At 62.3% G+C, this 16,166-nt stretch carries 12 protein-coding genes; 2 read left to right on the top strand and 10 right to left on the bottom strand.

All coding sequences use genetic code 11. From position 1 onward, the window contains the following. Window positions 1-32: 32 nt before the first annotated feature. The 7 genes from AB4O09_RS10780 to leuC form a co-directional block, all read right to left on the bottom strand. Window positions 33-2,627 (bottom strand): FimV/HubP family polar landmark protein, encoded by a 2,595-nt coding sequence (locus AB4O09_RS10780; protein ID WP_003203854.1) that lies wholly within the window; start codon window positions 2,625-2,627, stop codon window positions 33-35. A gap of 210 nt (window positions 2,628-2,837) precedes the next feature. Then, window positions 2,838-3,848, bottom strand: a complete 1,011-nt coding sequence (locus AB4O09_RS10775) for an aspartate-semialdehyde dehydrogenase (protein ID WP_003203855.1) — start codon at window positions 3,846-3,848, stop codon at window positions 2,838-2,840. 252 nt (window positions 3,849-4,100) lie between these two features. After that, window positions 4,101-5,213 carry an aspartate-semialdehyde dehydrogenase gene (gene asd, locus AB4O09_RS10770; protein WP_003203857.1) on the bottom strand — a complete coding sequence of 371 codons (1,113 nt, stop codon included), beginning with the start codon at window positions 5,211-5,213 and terminating at the stop codon, window positions 4,101-4,103. A 54-nt stretch (window positions 5,214-5,267) separates the two neighbouring features. Next, entirely contained in the window at window positions 5,268-6,350 is a 1,083-nt protein-coding gene (leuB, locus tag AB4O09_RS10765; RefSeq protein ID WP_003203859.1) for a 3-isopropylmalate dehydrogenase, read from the bottom strand. Window positions 6,351-6,416: 66 nt separating this feature from the next. After that, window positions 6,417-7,181 carry a class I SAM-dependent methyltransferase gene (locus AB4O09_RS10760; RefSeq protein ID WP_431093107.1) on the bottom strand — a complete coding sequence of 255 codons (765 nt, stop codon included), beginning with the start codon at window positions 7,179-7,181 and terminating at the stop codon, window positions 6,417-6,419. Between the two features lie 142 nt (window positions 7,182-7,323). Then, window positions 7,324-7,968 carry a 3-isopropylmalate dehydratase small subunit gene (gene leuD, locus AB4O09_RS10755; protein ID WP_003203864.1) on the bottom strand — a complete coding sequence of 215 codons (645 nt, stop codon included), beginning with the start codon at window positions 7,966-7,968 and terminating at the stop codon, window positions 7,324-7,326. An 11-nt stretch (window positions 7,969-7,979) separates the two neighbouring features. Continuing rightward, window positions 7,980-9,398 carry a 3-isopropylmalate dehydratase large subunit gene (gene leuC, locus AB4O09_RS10750; RefSeq protein ID WP_003203866.1) on the bottom strand — a complete coding sequence of 473 codons (1,419 nt, stop codon included), beginning with the start codon at window positions 9,396-9,398 and terminating at the stop codon, window positions 7,980-7,982. Window positions 9,399-9,554: 156 nt separating this feature from the next. On the opposite strand from leuC, the gene AB4O09_RS10745 reads away from it, so the two are divergent. Both AB4O09_RS10745 and AB4O09_RS10740 read left to right on the top strand, forming a co-directional pair. Further along, the gene (locus AB4O09_RS10745; protein ID WP_003203868.1) at window positions 9,555-10,445 is read left to right on the top strand and encodes a LysR family transcriptional regulator; all 891 of its coding nucleotides are present in this window, start codon (window positions 9,555-9,557) and stop codon (window positions 10,443-10,445) included. A 68-nt stretch (window positions 10,446-10,513) separates the two neighbouring features. Then, the gene (locus AB4O09_RS10740; RefSeq protein WP_003203870.1) at window positions 10,514-13,792 is read left to right on the top strand and encodes an EAL domain-containing protein; all 3,279 of its coding nucleotides are present in this window, start codon (window positions 10,514-10,516) and stop codon (window positions 13,790-13,792) included. Window positions 13,793-13,998: 206 nt separating this feature from the next. Here AB4O09_RS10740 and AB4O09_RS10735 read toward each other — a convergent pair whose 3' ends face one another. From AB4O09_RS10735 to AB4O09_RS10725, 3 genes are all read right to left on the bottom strand, one after another. Then, complete coding sequence (locus AB4O09_RS10735) at window positions 13,999-14,451, bottom strand: Hsp20 family protein (RefSeq protein WP_003203872.1); 453 nt, start codon at window positions 14,449-14,451, stop codon at window positions 13,999-14,001. A gap of 119 nt (window positions 14,452-14,570) precedes the next feature. Continuing rightward, a complete protein-coding gene (locus AB4O09_RS10730) occupies window positions 14,571-15,530 on the bottom strand; it encodes a tRNA dihydrouridine synthase (protein WP_003203874.1) in 960 nt (319 codons plus the stop codon). Between the two features lie 112 nt (window positions 15,531-15,642). Beyond that, window positions 15,643-16,092 carry an acyl-CoA thioesterase gene (locus AB4O09_RS10725; protein WP_027912976.1) on the bottom strand — a complete coding sequence of 150 codons (450 nt, stop codon included), beginning with the start codon at window positions 16,090-16,092 and terminating at the stop codon, window positions 15,643-15,645. Window positions 16,093-16,166: the final 74 nt, after the last annotated feature.

Raw genomic sequence — 16,166 nt, 5'->3', positions numbered from 1 at the left:
TCACCGGCTGCCGTTCTTGTATAACCACTGACTCAAGCCAAACGCGACAACATCTCCTGCGCTTCGCTCTTCTGGGTGGCGTCGCCTTCGCTGAGGACTTCGCCGAGGATGTCGCGGGCGCCGTCGTTGTCGCCCATGTCGATGTAGGCCTGGGCCAGATCGAGCTTGGTCGCCACTTCGTCGGTACCGCTAAGGAAGTCGAAGTCCGGCTCGTCTTCAGCACCGACCAGGGCATCTTCGGCGGTAAACGTCGGCTGGCCCAGGCTGTCGGACAGGCGATCCAGCTCGGCGTTTACATCATCCAGCTCGGACTCGAAGGCATCCTTGGGCGCATCGTGCGCGTCCATTTCGTCAGACAGGGACAGATCGAAGTCCGCCGGCAGTTCGAGATCGTCGGCTGGGGTGTCAGCCAAGGCTGGCGCTTCAGTCGCAGGCAAATCCAGGCCCTTGAGATCGTCGTCCAGGTCCAGCAGGAAGTCTTCGTCGTCGAGCGCCGGGATCGGGGTCGGCGCATCGGCGCCCAGGTCCAGGTCGAATTCCGACAGGTCGTCCAGGCTTTCGTTGGCTTCAGTCTGCTGCTTGAGCACCGACTCGAAACTCAGGTCGTCGTCTTCCGGGAACGCGTCCAGCTCAGCGACAGGCTCTGGCGTCGGCGCAGCCGGGGTCGTTTCCAGGTCATCCAGGCTCAGGTCGAAGGCGCTGTCCAGCTCTTCGTCGGTCGGTGTCTTGTCTTCCAACAGCTCCTTGACGTACTGCGCGTCCAGCTCTGCTGCCACTGTCGCGGCGGCCAAGCCAGCGGCGGAGGCGATCACCATGGCCGGGAAACGGCTTTTCAGCTGTTCGACCTGGGCGAAGTTTTCGCCATTGGCCACCAACTGGCGTTCCTGGGCGACGAAAGCGTCGCGGTCGCCCTGCTGACCGTAGACTTCCATCAGCTTCAGGCGCAGGTCGCTGCGCTGGGGCTCGGCCTTGATGCCTTGTTCAAGCAGGTCGGCGGCCTGGTTCAAGCGGCCGCGATCGATATGGGACTGGGCCTGGGGCAGCACGTCGTCGGAGCGCTCGGCAGCCGGAGCCACCAATGGCGCCGCGATAGGCGGTGTGACCACCACAGGCGCAACCACTGGAGCCGGCTTGGGGACTGGCGCAGGGGCAGGCACGGGTTTTGGCTCAAGTTTTACGCTTGGCGGCGGAACATCAATGCCCTCGAAGCTGCTCGGGGGCAGATCGAGCTCCGGGGAGAAGTCAGCCTCCTCCTCGAGGGCTCGGGCCATGCGCAAGTGCTTTTCCGCTTCCTGTTGAGCCTTGCGGCGACGGGCGAGCAACAACAGCAACAACAGCAGGAGCAGCGCGCCGCCGCCAATCAATCCCAGCAGGATCGGATTGGTCAGCAGGTCGTTGTATTTTTGCTCGTTGGACGCGGCAGGCGTCGGCTCGACCGCAGTGGCAGGCGGCGTCGCTTCCGGGGCTGCCTCTGGCGCAGGTGCAGCCGCCGGGGCCTGTGCCGCTGGCGCAGGGGTCAGCTCTGCGGACATTGCAGGAGGTGCCTCGCCGGCAGGAGGAACGGCGGCACCTTCGGCCTGCATCTTGGCCAGTTGGTTGTTCTTCAGCTCGATCAGGCGCTGCAGTTTGTCCAGTTGGCTCTGCAGATCCGCCATGCGGCTTTTCAGTTCTTCGTTATCCCGGCGAGCCGAGTCGAGGCTTTCCTGGGTGACTGCAAGCTTGTTGGTGAGCGCCTGGGCATCGCCGGCAGCGCCCTTGCCCTTGCCGCCCGCCTTCGCTGAGTCAGCCGACACCAGGCTCAAGTTGTCGCGGCCGGCAGCCTGTGCCGGCGCGCCTTCACCACGGCCACGCTTGGTAGCATCCAACTGCTGCTTGCCAGCACCCGCCACGCTACGACGACCCGAGCGCCAGGCGGCGTTCTGCGCAGCCACTTCAGCGATGGCCTGGGGTTGCGGCAATGCAGTGCTTTGCACCGGGTCCGGCAGGCGCAATACCTGGCCGGTCTTGAGCAGGTTGATGTTGCCGTTGATGAATGCGTTCGGGTTCAACGCCTGGATTGCCAGCATGGTTTGCTGGACCGATCCACCGTTACGCACCTTGGCGGCGATTTCCCACAGGGTATCGCGCGGCGTGGTGGTGTATTGCGAAGGCTTGGTCGCCCCGGTGACCGGCGTGGACACGACCTGGGGCGGTTTCGCCCGGGCGGCGTCGGCGGCCTGTGGCGAGAATTTGGAAGGATCGAGCAATACGCTGTAGTCGCGCAGCAGACGGCCGTTGGGCCACATCACCTGCACCAGGAACTTGACCATCGGTTCAGACAGCGGCCGGCTGGACGTTACCCGCAGGACGCTCTTGCCATTGGCGTTGATCACCGGGGTGAAGCTCAGGTCATTGAGAAAGGCCTGGCGGTCGACGCCGGCCTTGGCGAAGTCATCGGGCGAGGCCAGGCTCGGCACGACTTCGGCAGCGGTCAGTTGCTGGACGTCGAGCAACTCGATCTCGGCGACCAGAGGCTGGTTCGGCGTCGACTTCAGGGTCAATTCCCCGAGCCCGAGCGCTTGCGCCATACCGGAGGACAGCGCCGAGGCGGCCGCTATTGCTAACACCAGTTTGCGAACTTGAACCATAGCCTCTTCCTTTGTTTGAACATTCCTCGGCCAGCGAGAAGGTATTGATGCCGCTGCCGTAAGGCATTGCGCGCAGCCCCGAAGCGACGGTGCGCGCGATCATTTCACTCATGCCCCGGGAAAGTCCCCCAGAGGGATGTTCGCCTTCAGCATTCCGACCAAGCATAGCGCCCAGCTAGAATCATTCGACAAATTGATGCCAAGTATCTTTTACAGCAAGTCTTTTATCAACAACTCAGCCACCTGCACCGCATTGAGCGCCGCGCCCTTGCGCACGTTATCTGACGTCAGCCACATATTTAGTTCCGCCGGATCGTCGATCCCACCGCGCACACGACCAACGTAGACCACATCCTGCCCCACCGCATCGCCCACCGCCGTCGGGTAATCGCCCGCATCCACCAGCTCGATACCGGGTGCCGCTTCCAACGCCGCGTTGACCTTGGCCAGGTCGATGGGACTGGCAGACTGCACAGTCACGCTAAAGCTATCGCCAAAAAACACCGGGGCTTGAATGCAAGTTACGGAAATCTTTAACAAAGGTTGATTCAGCACCTGGCGCAACTCGCGGACCAGGCGCTTTTCCAGCTGCGTATGGCCCTGCTCGTCCGGGATGCCGACCTGGGCCAGCAGGTTGAACGCCATCTGCCGATCAAAGAATTTCGGCTCCAGCGGACGGGCGTTGAGCAGCTCGGCGGTCTGGCGCGCCAATTCGCTCACGGCCACGCGGCCCTGGGCCGACACAGCGAGGCTGGCGGTCAGGCTGATGCGCTGCAAGTCCAGGCATTCGCGCAGCGGCGCCAGCACGACCGCCAAGGCCGTGGCCGAGGCGCTGGGGCTACCGACCTGCAACGGCTTGCTCAAACCGGCGAGCACCTGGGCGTTGGCTTCCGGCACGATCTGCGGCGCCTGTTCGGGCGGCAAGGCGCCGGACAGGTCAATCAGCGCACAACCGGCCGCCGTGGCCCGCGGGGCGAAACTCAGGGTCACCGCCGGGCCGGCGGCGAAGAACACCAGTTGGACTTTGCTGAAATCGAACTCGTCGACTTCGCGCACCCGCACGTTTTTGCCGCGGAACATCACCGAGCTGCCTGCCGATTCGCTGCTGGCCAGCAGGTGCAGGTTGCCGACCGGGAAGTCCCGCTCTTCGAGAATCTGGACGAGGGTTTCGCCGACAGTACCGGTGGCGCCGATCACGGCAATATCAAAGGACTGGCTCATGGGTCTACCTCAGGTAAAACGTGGGGAGCGGCACTTTACCGGGTGGTGGGTATGCAGGCAATTGGCCGGAGGCTTTGCAGTGCCTGGGCTGGCCTCATCGCGAGCAAGCTCGCTCCCACATGGGGTCTTCAGTGGCCACAAAACCTGTGGGAGCGAGCTTGCTCGCGATGAGGCCAGCCCTGACACACAACCGCCCCCAATAAAAAACCCGCACCTCTCACAAGGCACGGGTTCTTTCACAGCAGCAATCGATCAACGCTCGAGCAGGATCCGCAGCATGCGACGCAGCGGTTCGGCCGCGCCCCACAGCAGTTGGTCGCCGACGGTGAAGGCGCCGACGAATTGCGAACCCATGTTGAGCTTGCGCAAACGACCCACCGGTACGTTCAGGGTGCCGGTGACCTTGGTCGGGCTCAGCTCCTGCATGCTGATTTCGCGGTTGTTCGGCACCAGCTTGACCCAAGGGTTGTGCTGGCTGATCAACCCTTCGATGTCGGCGATCGGCACGTCTTTGTTCAGCTTGATGGTCAGCGCCTGGCTGTGGCAGCGCATGGCGCCGATGCGCACGCAGATACCGTCCACCGGGATCGGGCTCTTGAAGCGACCCAGGATCTTGTTGGTTTCGGCCTGGGCCTTCCACTCTTCACGGCTCTGGCCGTTAGGCAGTTCCTTGTCGATCCAGGGGATCAGGCTGCCAGCCAGCGGTACGCCGAAGTTCTCGGTTGGGTAGGCATCGCTGCGCATCGCCTCGGCGACCTTGCGGTCGATGTCGAGGATGGCGCTGGCCGGGTTGGCCAGGTCATCGGCGACGGCGGCATGGGTGGCGCCCATCTGCTTGATCAGCTCACGCATGTTCTGCGCGCCGGCACCGGACGCTGCCTGGTAGGTCATGGCGCTCATCCACTCCACCAGACCGGCTTCGAACAGGCCGCCCAGACCCATCAGCATCAGGCTGACGGTGCAGTTGCCGCCGATGTAGTTCTTGGTGCCCGCGTCCAGCTGCTGGTCGATGACCTTGCGGTTCACCGGGTCGAGGACGATCACCGCGTCGTCCTGCATGCGCAGGCTAGAAGCGGCGTCGATCCAGTAACCCTGCCAGCCGGCTTCACGCAGCTTGGGGAAGACTTCGCTGGTGTAGTCGCCGCCCTGGCAGGTCAGGATCACGTCGAGCGTCTTGAGCTCTTCGATGCTGTAGGCATCCTTGAGCGCACCGGTGTCCTTGCCCACGGACGGGCCCTGGCCACCGACATTGGAAGTGGTGAAAAACACCGGCTCAATGAGATCGAAATCCTGCTCTTCCAGCATTCGCTGCATGAGCACGGAACCGACCATGCCGCGCCAACCGATCAGACCTACACGTTTCATCGCAACTACACCTATACAAAAGTGGGCCACCGTCGAAGCGGTGGGCCCGAAAGATTACAGATTCCGCAGCGCGGCGACTACTGCATCGCCCATTTGCTGCGTACCGACTTTGGTACAACCTTGCGACCAGATATCACCAGTGCGCAAGCCCTGGTCCAGGACCACGCTGACGGCTTTTTCGATCGCGTCGGCGGCATCGTTCAAGTTGAAGCTGTAGCGCAGCATCATCGACACCGACAGGATGGTCGCCAACGGGTTGGCAATGCCCTGCCCGGCGATGTCCGGCGCCGAACCGTGGCACGGCTCGTACATGCCCTTGTTGTTGGCGTCCAGGGAGGCCGACGGCAGCATGCCGATGGAACCGGTGAGCATCGACGCTTCGTCGGACAGGATGTCGCCGAACATGTTGTCGGTGACGATCACGTCGAACTGCTTCGGCGCACGCACCAGTTGCATGGCGGCGTTGTCGACGTACATGTGGCTCAGTTCGATGTCCGGGTAATCCTTGGCCACCTGCTCGACCACTTCACGCCACAGTTGGCTGGAAGCCAGTACGTTGGCCTTGTCCACCGAGCACAGTTTCTTGCCACGCACGCGAGCCATGTCGAAGCCAACCCGGGCAATACGGCGGATTTCGCTTTCGCTGTACGGCAGGGTGTCGTAGGCCTGGCGCTCGCCATTATCCAGCTCACGGGTGCCACGCGGGGCGCCGAAGTAGATGCCGCCGGTCAGCTCGCGAACGATGAGGATATCCAGGCCAGCAACGATTTCCGGCTTCAGGCTCGATGCATCGGCCAGTTGCGGGTAAAGAATCGCCGGACGCAGGTTGCCGAACAGACCCAGTTGCGCGCGAATCTTCAGCAGGCCACGCTCAGGACGGATGTCACGTTCGATCTTGTCCCATTTCGGGCCGCCCACGGCGCCCAGCAGCACGGCATCGGCTGCACGGGCACGGTCCAGGGTTTCATCGGCCAGGGGCACGCCGTGCTTGTCGATGGCTGCGCCGCCGATCACATCGTGGCTGAGTTCGAAGCCCAGGCCGTACTTGTCGTTCGCCAGCTCCAGGACCTTGACCGCTTCGGCCATGATTTCCGGGCCAATGCCATCACCTGGGAGAATCAGAATCTGCTTGCTCATGCTTTCCTCGTTTGCTCTGTCGGCACACGCCTGGGCTTTGTACCCAACGCCTGGCCGGGAAAAATGCTATCGCTCGGCCCACAGCACCAGTACATCTGTACTGAACGAACCATCGGCCTCAATTTCAAAATATTCACGCACTTCGTCACCCATCGAGCGCTGCAGCTGGAGAATCGCCGCCCGCATCACCTCGGGGGTGCGCATGCGCTCGACCCAGGAGCGATATTCCAGGCGCAGGCGTTGGCTCGAGGTGCTGCGGGTGTGCAACCCCGCTTCGCTGACCTGGCGCAACCACTCGCCGGCAGAATAATCGCGCACGTGGCTAGTGTCGCGCAGCACTTCGACGCTTTGCAGGTACGTGTCCAGCAACGGCATGCCAGGCGACAGGACGTCGATGAACGCCACCACCCCGCCCGGCTTGAGCACCCGGCGCACTTCTCGCAACGCCAGGCCCAGGTCGCTCCAATGATGCGCCGAATAGCGGCTGAACACGAAGTCGAACTCAGCGTCGGCGAACGGCAGGCGCTCAGCGGCGCCGCATACCGTGCTGATATTGCCCAGGCCACGCTCGGCAGCCGCCGTGGCGACCACGTCGAGCATCTGCTGGGACAAATCATAAGCCACCACTTCACCGGCCAGCGGCGCCACGTGGAAACTCACATGGCCGGCGCCGCACCCCAGGTCCAGCACCCGGGCATCGCCACGACCGGCCAACGCAGCCTGTAGCAGCGCGAATTCAGCGCCCTGGGCGTGCACGGCACTGCTCAGATAGGCCGAGGCCTGTTCACCGAATTGCTTTTGTACAACCTGACTGTGGGCGGTGCTGGTCATGGGGACTTCCTTTTGGTGTTGTGTTGCCTGGGCGGGCCTCATCGCGAGCAAGCTCGCTCCCACAGGGAATTTTTGGCGTTCACAAAACACCTGTGGGAGCGAGCTTGCTCGCGATAGGGCCGGTACTGCCTACATCAATCCATCAAGCATCGCGAAACAACCAAGGCTGGCTCGCCCGGTGCTTGGCCTCGAACGCGGCAATCGCCTCGCCGTCCTGCAAGGTCAGGCCGATGTCATCCAGGCCATTGAGCAGGCAATGCTTGCGGAACGCGTCGATCTCGAAACCCAGTACCTTGCCGTCAGGACGGGTCACGGTCTGGGCGGCCAGGTCGATCTGCAGTTGATAGCCGGGGTTGGCCTCGACCTGCTGGAACAGCTCATCCACGTCAGCATCGCTGAGGATGATCGGCAGCAAGCCGTTCTTGAAGCTGTTGTTGAAGAAGATGTCGGCATAGCTCGGCGCGATGATGCTGCGGAAACCGTACTCTTCCAGGGCCCATGGCGCGTGCTCGCGGCTCGAGCCGCAGCCGAAGTTCTCACGGGCCAGCAACACGCTGGCGCCCTGGTAACGCTCGGCGTTGAGCACGAAATCCTTGTTCAACGGCCGCTTGGAGTTGTCCTGGTACGGCTGGCCGACATCCAGGTAGCGCCACTCGTCGAACAGGTTCGGGCCGAAGCCGGTGCGCTTGATGGACTTCAGGAACTGCTTGGGAATGATCTGGTCGGTGTCGACGTTGGCACGATCCAAAGGCGCGACAAGACCGGTGTGCTGGGTAAAAGCTTTCATGCTGCGCTCCTTCAGATCAATTCGCGGACATCGACGAAACGGCCGTTGACAGCCGCCGCCGCGGCCATGGCCGGGCTCACCAGGTGCGTACGGCCACCGGCGCCCTGACGGCCTTCGAAGTTACGGTTGGAGGTGGAGGCGCAATGCTCGCCCGACTCCAAGCGGTCCGGGTTCATCGCCAGGCACATCGAGCACCCCGGCTCACGCCATTCGAAACCGGCTTCGAGGAAAATCTTGTCCAGCCCTTCCGCTTCCGCCTGGGCCTTCACCAGGCCCGAGCCCGGCACCACGATGGCCTGCTTGATGGTCGAAGCAACCTTGCGGCCCTTGGCGATCACTGCCGCAGCGCGCAGGTCTTCGATCCGCGAGTTGGTGCAGGAACCGATGAACACGCGGTCGAGCTGAATATCGGTGATCGCCTGGTTGGCGCTCAAGCCCATGTATTTCAAGGCGCGGACGATGGAGTCGCGCTTGACCAGGTCCATTTCCTTGGCCGGATCCGGTACGTTCTGGTCCACCGCCAACACCATCTCAGGCGAAGTGCCCCAGCTGACTTGCGGCTTGATCTGCGTGGCGTCGAGCTCGACCACGGTGTCGAACTTGGCATCGGCATCCGACACCAGGTCTTTCCAGGCCTCGACCGCCATGTCCCATTCCGCGCCTTTTGGCGAGAACGGACGACCCTTGACGTATTCCACGGTTTTTTCATCAGCGGCCACCAGGCCAACGCGGGCACCGGCCTCGATGGACATGTTGCAGATGGTCATGCGGCCTTCGACGGACAAGTCGCGGATCGCGCTGCCGGCGAACTCGATGGCATGGCCGTTACCGCCGGCGGTGCCGATCTTGCCGATCACCGCCAGGACGATGTCCTTGGCGGTCACACCGAACGGCAGCTTGCCCTCGACGCGCACCAGCATGTTTTTCATTTTCTTGGCGACCAGGCACTGGGTGGCGAGCACATGCTCCACCTCGGAGGTGCCGATGCCATGGGCCAGGGCCCCGAAAGCACCGTGGGTCGAGGTGTGCGAGTCACCGCAGACCACGGTCATGCCAGGCAAGGTCGCGCCCTGCTCCGGGCCGATGACGTGGACGATGCCTTGGCGCACGTCATTCATCTTGAATTCGACGATGCCGTATTCGTCACAGTTATCGTCGAGGGTCTGGACCTGCAAGCGCGAGACCTGGTCGGCAATGGCTTCGATGCCGCCCTTGCGCTCCGGGGTGGTCGGTACGTTGTGGTCCGGGGTCGCGATGTTGGCATCGATGCGCCAAGGCTTGCGCCCGGCCAGGCGCAGGCCTTCGAAGGCTTGCGGCGAAGTCACTTCGTGGATGATGTGACGATCGATGTAGATCAGCGCCGAGCCATCGTCGCGCTGCTTGACCAAATGCGAATCCCAGAGCTTGTCGTAGAGCGTTTTGCCGGCCATCAGACGGTTCCTCATCAGCTTGTTTCTATGCCCCGGGCCTTGAACGAATCAATAACCCCTTGGCTTGTGAGGCTGATCCTATGGGGTTACATTAAATAACTCAAATTCATATTTTTCATACTTTGCATAACCAACTGGAATTCGACCGGAACCGCCATGGACCTCGCCAACCTCAATGCCTTTATAGCCATCGCCGAGACGGGCAGTTTCTCCGGCGCCGGCGAACGCCTGCACCTGACCCAGCCGGCTATCAGCAAGCGCATTGCCGGCCTCGAGCAACAGCTCAAGGTACGCCTGTTCGACCGCCTTGGCCGTGAAGTGGGCCTGACCGAGGCCGGCCGAGCCCTGTTGCCACGGGCCTATCAGATCCTCAACGTGCTGGACGACACCCGCCGCGCCCTGACCAACCTGAGCGGCGAAGTGACCGGGCGCCTGACGCTCGCCACCAGCCACCACATCGGCCTGCACCGCCTGCCACCGTTATTGCGGGAGTTCACCCGACGCTACCCCCAGGTGGCGCTGGATATCCAGTTCCTGGATTCGGAAGTGGCCTACGAAGAAATCCTCCATGGCCGGGCGGAACTGGCCGTCATCACCCTCGCCCCCGAACCCCACACGCTGGTACGGGCCACGCCGGTGTGGGACGACCCCCTGGATTTCGTGGTCGCCCCGGAACACGCATTGCTGGAAAACGGTGCGGTCAGCCTGGCGGACATTGCCTTGCATCCGGCGGTTTTCCCGGGGGGCAACACGTTTACCCATCACATCGTGCGACGGCTGTTCGAAGCCCAGGGCCTGACGCCGAACATCGCCATGAGCACGAATTACCTGGAAACCATAAAAATGATGGTCTCCATCGGCCTGGCCTGGAGCGTCTTGCCGCGCACCATGCTCGACGAACAGGTGGCGCGCATTCCTTTGCCAGGCATACAACTCAGTCGCCAGCTAGGCTATATCTTGCACACCGAACGGACGCTGTCGAACGCCGCACGGGCTTTCATGGCCTTACTGGACGCACAAATCGATTTGCCAGGGACAAGGGCATAGGTTGTGCCGCGCCTGTAGGGCCTGAAGCCTGTGCTTAACGCCCAACCCCGCTCAAGGCTCGCGAGATAATGCCCAAACCCGCTGACCACCTCCCGCCCATGCCACGCATCCAGGCGCTCGACCCGAAACGGTCCGAGCAGAGCTGGGACAGCGCGCCGCAGTTGCTGGCCGCCCTGAACGGTGCGCGGCTGGGAGCCTGGTCGTGGGACATCGAGACTGGGAAGATCAGTTGGTCGCGGGGCACCCAGGCGCTGTTCGGCTTCGATCCGCGCCAGCCATTGCCAGCGGATGTGGATTATCTGGACCTGTTGTTACCCGAAGACCGGGCCCGGGCCGTGCGCGCCTTTCATGCGGCAGTGGCCGGGGCGCCGCTGGAACAGGCCATGCACCACCGCATCGTCTGGCCCGATGGCAGCCTGCACTGGCTGGAAATCAGCGGCAGCGTGCTGCCCGACAAGCACGGTCGCCCGCGCATGATCGGGGTGATCCGCGAAATCACCCATCAGCGCGAGCGGGAACAGGCGCTGCGCAGCTCGGAAAAACGATTTGCCACGCTCTTTCACCTGTGCCCGAACATGGTGTTGCTGACCCGCCAGGAGGACGGGCTGATCAGCGAGGCCAACCAGTATTTCGAAAGCCTGTTCGGCTGGCCGGTGCATGACGTGATCGGCCGCACCACCCTGGAACTGGGCCTGTGGGTTGACCCCCAGCAGCGGGCGAAACTGGTGGAGGCGACCAAGGCCAAGGGCGAACTGATCAGCATGGAGGTGGAGTTCCGGGCCAGCAACGGCCAGATTCATAACGGCATTCTCAGTGCGCAGAAAGTCGAACTCGAAGGTCAGCCGTACCTGCTGAGCACCTTCCTCGACACCACCGAGCAAAAACTCGCCGAACAGGCCCTCAAGGACAGCCAGGAACGCCTGGACCTGGCCCTCGACTCCGCGCAACTGGGCACCTGGGACTGGCACATTCCCAGCGGCATGCTCTACGGCTCGGCCCGGGCCGCGCAGCTCCATGGCCTGGAGCCCAAGCCGTTCCACGAATCGTTCGATGCGTTTTTCGAAGGCGTCCCCACGGAAGAACGCAACAACATGCGCAATGCCTATCGCAGCCTGCGCGAAGGCCCGGCGGGCAACTATCAGTTGACCTACCGCGTGCAACTGCCGGACGGCAGCTCGCGCTACCTGGAAAGCCGCGCCCGCCTCTACCGCAACGACGACGGCAGCCCCTTGCGCATGGCCGGCACCTTGCTCGACATCACCGATCAGGTGGAGCGCGAACAGAGCCTGGCCGCCTCGGAGGAAAAATTCGCCACGCTGTTCCAGGTCAGCCCCGACCCGATCTGCGTCACTCACCAGGACAGCGGCCGGTTCCTCGAGATCAACTCCAGTTTCACCCAGACCTTCGGCTGGACCGCCAGCGACGTGATTGGTCTCGACGCCGACGAAATCGGCCTCTGGGATGCCTCGGGCAGTAGCCTGCAACGCATCGAACGGGTGATCCGCGAACAATCGCTGAGCAATGTCGCCATCGTCGTTCACCATAAGAACGGCCAGCCATTGACCTGCGTGATTTCCAGCCGGCAGATCAACGTCGGCAACCAGCCCTGCATCGTCACGACCTTGCGCGACATCACCCAGCAACAACGCTCCGAAGCCGCCCTCAAGGCCAGTGAAGAGAAATTCGCCAAGGCGTTTCATTCCAGCCCCGACGCCATCACCATCACGGAACTCGAAAGCGGTCGTTACCTCGAGGTCAACGACGGCTTCTGCCGGTTGACCGGCTACCGCGCCGACGAAGTGATCGGGCACACCGTCTACGAAGTGGGGATCTGGGCCGAAGAAAAACAGCGGGCCGCCTTGCTGGCCGAGCTGCATCTCAAGGGCCGCGTAGTCCACCAGGAGATGCTCGGGCGCAATAAACGGGGGGAAATCCTTACGGTGGAGGTGTCAGTCGAGCCTATCACCCTCAATGAAACCGCATGCCTGCTGCTGACCGCCCGGGACGTGAGCCTGTTGCGCAATGCCGAAGCCCAGATCCGCCACCTGGCCTACCACGACCCATTGACCAACCTGCCCAACCGGGCCTTGCTGATGGACCGGCTGAGTCAGCAGATCGCCCTGCTCAAACGCCACAACCTGCGCGGCGCCCTGCTGTTTCTCGACCTGGACCACTTCAAGCACATCAACGACTCCCTCGGTCACCCGGTGGGCGACACCGTGCTGAAGATCATCACCGCGCGCCTGGAAGCCAGCGTGCGCCTGGAAGACACCGTCGCACGGCTGGGTGGCGACGAATTCGTGGTGCTGCTCAGCGGCCTGGAAGGCTCGCGCAACGAAGTCAGCAAGCAAGTGCGGACCCTGGCCGACACCCTGCGCGAACTGCTTTCGGAACCGATGTTCCTCGATGGCCAGCGACTGCAGGTCACGCCGAGCATCGGTATAGCGCTGATTCCCGACCACGGTTCCACGCCCACCGATTTGCTCAAGCGCGCCGACATTGCGCTGTACCGCGCCAAGGACTCGGGGCGCAATACCTCGCAGATGTTTCACACCACCATGCAAAAAGCCGCCAGCGAACGGCTGCGCATGGAGACCGACCTGCGCCTTGCCCTGGCCCGTGGCGAGTTCAGCGTGCATTTCCAGCCTCAGGTCGATGCCCGGGACAACCGCATCATCGGCGCCGAAGCCCTGGTGCGCTGGCATCACCCGGAGCTGGGCGCCCAGTCGCCCAATGAGTTCATCAAAGTGCTGGAGGACAGTGGCCTGATCCTGGAAGTCGGGACCTGGATCCTCGATGAAGCCTGCGACGGCTTCAAGCAACTGATCGCCAAGGGCAAGATTGATCCCCAACAATTCAGTCTGTGCGTGAACATCAGCCCACGGCAATTTCGCCAGAGTGACTTTGTCGAACGCATCGAAAATAGCCTCGTCACTCACGGCCTGCCCTTCTCCCTGCTGAAACTGGAGATCACCGAAGGCATCGTGATCCAGAACCTGGACGACACCATCGCCAAGATGCGCCGGCTCAAGAAACTGGGGGTGAGCTTTGCCATGGATGATTTCGGCACCGGCTATTCGTCGCTGACCTACCTCAAGCGCCTGCCGGTGGACACACTGAAAATCGACCAGTCATTCGTGCGCGACGCCACCAGCGACCCCAACGACGCCGAAATCATCCGCGCCATCGTCGCCATGGCCCGCAGCCTCAACCTGATCATGATTGCCGAAGGCGTGGAGACCCTGGAGCAATTGCACTTCCTGCAAGGGCTTGGTTGTCATTTGTACCAGGGTTATTTGCATAGCCGGCCGTTGCCGCTGGAGGCGTTTGAGCGGTTGTTGCCATAATTTGGAACACGGGGCCTTTGTGGCGAGGAGGTTTTATGTGGGAGCAAAGCTTGCTCGCGACTGCAGGCGACCCGGTTTCTGAAGGACCGCATCGCTTTTATCGCGGGCAAACCTTGCTCCCACAACCCCCTTGCCACAATTAATCTTCCACTGATCTCCACAATGAAAAAGGGCGCCATTTGGCGCCCTTCTTCATTTACGCTGCATCAGTTTTGCAGCGCGGGTTGCTGCTGCGCTCCGTTGATCGGGATGCGCTTGGCCTTAGCCTCTTCCGGGATCACCCGCAGCAGGTCGATGCTCAACAGACCGTTGCTCAGGCCGGCGGACTTGATCTCGATATGATCGGCCAACCGGAAGGACAGCTTGAACGCACGCTGGGCGATGCCCTGGTGCAGGTAGGTAACGCTGTCGTTACTGGCTTCACGCTTGCCGCCACTGATGGTCAGCACACCTTTTTCCACTTGCAGGTCCAGGTCTTCTTCCTGGAACCCGGCGGCGGCGACTACGATGCGGTACTCGTCATCACCATGTTTTTCCACGTTGTAGGGTGGATAGCTGCTGCCCGGCTCGTTGCGCAGGGCGGTTTCGAACAAATCGTTGAAACGGTCGAAACCTACCGAGGAACGGAACAGCGGGGCCAGCGAAAATGCAGTACTCATGATTCAAATCTCCTGAAAAAATCAGCAAGTTTTTTTGTCTCCGCGACCCGAATTCGGCATCGCGTAACCCCTATCTAGGGACCGCCAAAAACTTTTCAAGAGCTTTTTCTGAATTTTTTTCAGGCCGCTTCGGTGCGCTGCACCCCCAGCAGATGGCCAACCGCGTCCAGGTCGGTTTCCCGGCGCAAAGCGGTAAACAGCGCCACCGCTTCTGGGTAATTGCGGGTCAGCATCGCCAGCCACTGCTTCAACCGGCCCGGGGCCTGGCGCGGTGTCAACTGCTCGACCACTTGCACCCAGAAGTCCTGGAGCATCGGCTGCAGCTCGGCCCAGGACATCTCGACCACGTCCTCACCGGCCCGGGCGGCGGCGATCTGCCGGGCCAGGTCAGGACGGGAAACGAGACCGCGACCAAGCATGATGTCTTCGACACCGCTGATTTCGCGGCAACGGCGCCAATCCTCGACGCTCCAGATATCGCCATTGGCGAACACCGGCACCTTGACCACTTCCTGCACCCGGGGAATCCACTCCCAGTGGGCCGGGGGCTTGTAGCCATCGACCTTGGTCCGCGCATGCACCACGATGTGCGCCGCGCCGCCTTCGGCCAGTGCCGTGGCACACACCAGCGCACCGTCCGGGCTATCGAAACCCAGGCGCATCTTGGCGGTGACCGGGATGTGTTTTGGCACCGCACGGCGCACGTGCTCGACGATTTCGTTGAGCAGTTCCGGCTCCTTGAGCAACACCGCCCCGCCCCGGGATTTGTTCACGGTCTTGGCCGGGCAACCGAAGTTCAAGTCGATAACCTCCGAACCCAACTCGCACGCCAGCGCCGCGTTTTCCGCCAGGCACACCGGATCGGACCCGAGCAACTGCACCCGCAGCGGCACACCGGCAGCCGTCTGGGCACCGGTCAGCAACTCAGGGGCGAGCTTGTGGAAATAGGCCGGCGTGAGCAGGCGGTCGTTGACACGAATGAACTCGGTGACACACCAGTCGATCCCGCCAACACGGGTCAGGACATCCCGCAGGATGTTGTCGACCAACCCCTCCATGGGCGCCAGGGCAATTTGCATGGAAACACACACTCGAACGAAAAAACGTGCGGCAGTTTACCGGATTTTGCCCACAACATCGGAATCCACCACCAAACCCTGTGGGAGCGAGCTTGCTCGCGATGACGATGGATCAGTCGGTGAGGACCCCGGATGGTTTCAACGCAGGACCATAACCTTCGATGAATTCCGGCGGCATGCGCTTGGGCCTGCCGGTGGACAATTCGATGCAGACGAAGGTGGTCTGGGCCCGCAGCAGCGTGGTGCTGTCGCTGGGCCGAATCAGCTGGAAATGCCGGGTCATCTTCAACCGCTGGTCCCAGTCGACGATCCAGGTCGCCAATTGCAGTTCGTCGCCTTCATAGGCGGCTGCCAGGTAATCGATTTCATGTCGCACCACTGCCATGGCCCGGTCCAGGCGGCGGTACTCCACCAGATCCAGGCCCAGGCGCTGGGAATGGCGCCAGGCACAGCGCTCGAGCCAACTGACGTACACCGCGTTGTTGGCGTGGCCCAGCCCGTCGATGTCTTCGGCATTTACCTGAAGATCAATAATGAACGGTGTTGCGCGATCCCAGCCCATGCCCCTCTCCTGGTCGAATTTGGATCGGGGCAGTGTACCGGATCCGAGCTGGACCGCTATCGCGAGCAAACTCG

This window comes from Pseudomonas sp. H1_F01 (assembly GCF_054681425.1).
The sequence above is the reverse complement of the archived record's forward strand: the minus strand, read 5'-3'. Positions and strand labels throughout refer to the sequence as shown.